At 58.5% G+C, this 3,553-nt stretch carries 3 protein-coding genes; 2 read left to right on the forward strand and 1 reads right to left on the reverse strand.

The window, feature by feature from the left end; genetic code table 11:
- The first annotated feature begins 922 nt into the window (after positions 1-922).
- Positions 923-1,483, forward strand: coding sequence for a recombinase family protein (locus tag CXY73_RS00270; protein ID WP_104176417.1), 561 nt, complete (start codon positions 923-925; stop codon positions 1,481-1,483).
- Between the two features lie 25 nt (positions 1,484-1,508).
- Here CXY73_RS00270 and CXY73_RS00275 read toward each other — a convergent pair whose 3' ends face one another.
- On the reverse strand, positions 1,509-2,375 hold the full coding sequence (locus CXY73_RS00275) for a DNA/RNA non-specific endonuclease (protein ID WP_104176418.1): 867 nt from the start codon (positions 2,373-2,375) through the stop codon (positions 1,509-1,511).
- A 650-nt stretch (positions 2,376-3,025) separates the two neighbouring features.
- Between CXY73_RS00275 and CXY73_RS00280 the strand changes: the two genes are divergently transcribed.
- Positions 3,026-3,286 carry a hypothetical protein gene (locus tag CXY73_RS00280; protein WP_104176419.1) on the forward strand — a complete coding sequence of 87 codons (261 nt, stop codon included), beginning with the start codon at positions 3,026-3,028 and terminating at the stop codon, positions 3,284-3,286.
- The last annotated feature ends 267 nt before the right edge of the window (positions 3,287-3,553 follow it).

Here is a 3,553-nt window from a genome sequence, read left to right on the forward strand (position 1 = left end):
ACACCAAGGAGGGTTCGCCATATTCTTAGAGTTCGCACGCCGCTTTTTCCGTTCCTAAGTTTCTTACCTTTGACAGTTAGAAACCTAGGCGGAGAGCGGCGTGCGGCCGTTAAGGCGCTCCCAACGGACCCACGGATACGACAGGAGAGCCACAAAAAGTCCCGATAAATCTTGCGGTCTACCGGGACATTTTCGTTTCGTCGGGCTGACGTGATTCAAACACGCGACCGCTTGCAGAATCGAGGCAATTCTGGACGCGACCGAATCTCTCGGAACCTCGCGGATTCCCTTGATTTTGCAGGGAACCGGACGGTTCACTACCTCTGAGCGTACGCCGACATTCTCAATCGTTTACGGTTGATTCAGGTGGGTAAGTGCTGGGCATGGAGGCGTCTCCGAACGGGAAATGACTCATGCGAGTTGGGCGAGATCCATGGTGACGACGACGTTCAGCGCGGCGGCATGTGTTTCAAGTTGCTGGACATCACCGTCGCTTCAGTCAACCGGATTGCCGTTAGGTCGAGAAGCACCTGCGGCCCGGTCTCGTCGACGCCGAGGGCGCCCGAAACCACGGTGTTGAGGCGCAGTCCCTCTTAGGCGATCACGCTGGCCCCCGCGCAGATACTGGACGCGGTCAGGTCGACGCAGGCAGTACTGGCTGGTGCCGCGTTGGGCCAGGTAAATGCGGTAGGTGCCCCGCCGCTCGACAGCCCGACCCCAGTGGGCTTTGGACAGCGCGGCTGGCCACGGCGGCAGATATACGGGCGAAAATTCCTCGGTGGGTGCACATGCGGGGTGTACCCCAACTAGGCGTCAGACGTCCTCAATAAATATTGTCAGGATAGGGTCGCGTTTTGATTGGTAGACACCCCTCGGCACGGGGTCTTCGACTTCAATCTGACAGAACAGGGGGAAAAGTCATATGACGGGTCAACGAGTTGGATATGTGCGAGTCAGCACTCTCGATCAGAACACTGTCCGTCAGCTTGCTGGCGTCGAGGTCGATCGGGTGTTTGAGGATAAGGCGTCGGGGAAGGATCAGAACCGGCCCGAGCTCGAAGAGATGATTCGGTTCGTCCGAGATGGCGATACTGTTCTCGTGCATTCCATGGATCGTCTTGCCCGCAACCTCGATGATCTTCGCTTGATCGTGCGCCGGCTTACGGCGAAGAAGGTTCGGGTTGAGTTCGTGAAAGAGCAGCTCGTCTTCACGGGCGATGACAATGCGATGGCGAACCTGCTTTTGAACGTCATGGGGGCGTTTGCTGAGTTCGAGCGGTCTTTGATCCGTGAACGTCAACGCGAGGGCATTGCCCTGGCCAAGAAGCGCGGCGTCTATCGTGGTCGTACCCCGTCACTGGACGCGGCTCGTGCGGCTGAGCTGCGTGAGAAGGCTGCTGCTGGCGTGCCGAAGTCTGTTCTTGCTCGAGAGTTTGGGATCAGCCGCGAAACCGTCTATGTCTACCTTCGCGCTGCGGACTGAGCTGGCTATAGAGGATCCGGTGTGGTTAGAGGTGGATGTTTGCGGTGTCGATCAGTTCGACCCAACGCTGTCGACGCTCGGCGTCTTCTCGGATAGTTGGGGCTGGGGCGTAGACGTCTGCCTCGGATAGGGCGGTCAGGTTGAGCCCGGTGAGGTCGACGATGTCCACGATGGGTACTTGGTAGGTGCGATATGGTCCCAGCGGCGGGGGAGTGCCGTACATGAGGGCTGGAGTGCGGACGGTGTCAAGGTCGATGTCTTCTAATTGTGGGCTTTGGTCGAGGACGAATCCGGCAGCGTGCAGAACGGTGGAGCCTTTTGTGGTCGTTGTCCATGCCGCGATCTTCCAGAATGCTTGCGGGATCTTCACCCCGCGGTATATCGGATCCTGGGCGGAGAGTACGGGGGCGGTGAAGACGCTGATGCGGTTACCGTTGGTGCGTGCGTAGGTGAGGACGTGGTCCTCGAGGCCGAGCCAGAGTTGTTTCGATTGGTTAAAGTCTGCGGCTTGCGGGGCGGCGTTGGTGTAGGTGAAGGTATCGTAATTCGCTCTCCGGGCTGTCGTTGCGTCGCCCCAGACCGGGTCCAGGCGGCGGACGAGGTGCCCGCGGTCGAGGTCGTTTCTGGCGTAGAGATCCTCCCCGGCCTGTTCGTAGAGCGGGATACGCGAGTCGAGGTGCCAGCCCTCGCCTCGGTCAACGGTAACGAGGCGATCCCCGTCGATGTTGACGCCGGTCGCGATCGCGAGGCGCCGTGCGGGGCCTAAGAGCACGGTGAAATGTGTGTAGAGCAGTTCACGAATCAGGGTTCCTGTGGGAGGGGCCGGGAGTGGCAGAGGAACTTCAAGGAACTCGGGGTTGTATCCAGCAGGATAAAGTAATGCGGCGTGCATGGTGACAGTCAAGCAGCCATAACCGACAGTTGGGGTTTTCGAATTTATATGGCGGCGTTGATGGGGGAGATTCCCGTTCTCTGGTGTTTTGTATTGGTTAGAGAAACGAGTGGCCGAACTGGGGATATGACCGTTCCTTAGGGACTTCTAGCCTTGATAAAAGGCCTGGGTGGCTCAAGGAGCTGTGTGAATAAAGTGATGGTGACATTACGACGGCGATTTGCGCGATGGCCGGGTTTCGTTCTGGTCGGGGTGAATCGGCGCGGCCAGCTCCCCGCCGTCCTCATCGATCCGGTGGATTACACAGGGCGGATCATTCACGGCTTATGGCTGGGCGACAGCGTCGACGACGGGTGTGATGGCACAACGTACTGCAAAGTGAAACGGGTGAGGTGGAGACGCTGACCAGCAGTGAATCGACCGCAATACTCACAGCCACAGGCGCAAGGTCCGCGCTACGACGTTCGAAGCTGGTGAGTTTGAAGGTGAACTCGATGGGTGCACAGCCTGCCCCGCTGACCGTCTGCCGCGTCTGAAACTGTCATGACAGCGTAGATCTTCGATCCCCTTGCTTTCTTCCGAGATCCTCACGTTGGTATTTGACAGGACATTCGACAGCTTCCCTGCCGATAAAAAGTCAGGCAGAGACGTTGCCCGCGCTTGCTGGTGACGGTGAAATACGCTCCGCGGGCATCGTCACCGATGCCGGCAACGTCAGGCTCAGCATTAACGACATCGAACGCGGAGAAAACCTGCTCGTCATCGCCTTCACCTACGACGAAGCGTTATCTGTCCCAGACGATGACAAGCTCAGCGGTGGTGTTGTGTTCACAAAATGGCTTGGGTGTGTGATGGCGGCCGCAGCTCACCGGTCAGCGTCGGCAGGCTCCATGAATACCTGCATGAGCTGACAGATGCCAACAACACCGCACGTCAGATCACAGACAGCTCCGTGTCACAGGATGGAGGCTGGCCGGCGCCACACGAATGCCGCGCATGAACCAAGTGAGATCTCAGCCCTGTTGTGGACAACAAAAAACACCAGGGAAGGAGACGCGCCACGGCGGCAGCGTCTGAACGGTCGGACACGGCGTGATCGAAAGTGGACATCCTCTCCGAAATTCCACAGCTCCGTACCGCCGTGCTGCGGGAGTGTTTTTCTTGTCGGGTGTTTCCCA

The sequence above is a fragment of the Cryobacterium sp. Y50 genome (assembly GCF_002929805.1).
Taxonomy (GTDB): Bacteria; Actinomycetota; Actinomycetes; order Actinomycetales; family Microbacteriaceae; genus Cryobacterium.

Excerpts from the sequence above, each read along its gene's own strand:
- CXY73_RS00270 (WP_104176417.1), top strand. The coding sequence starts at position 923 with ATGACGGGTCAACGAGTTGGATATGTGCGAGTCAGCACTCTCGATCAG.
- CXY73_RS00275 (WP_104176418.1), bottom strand. The coding sequence starts at position 2,375 with ATGCACGCCGCATTACTTTATCCTGCTGGATACAACCCCGAGTTCCTT.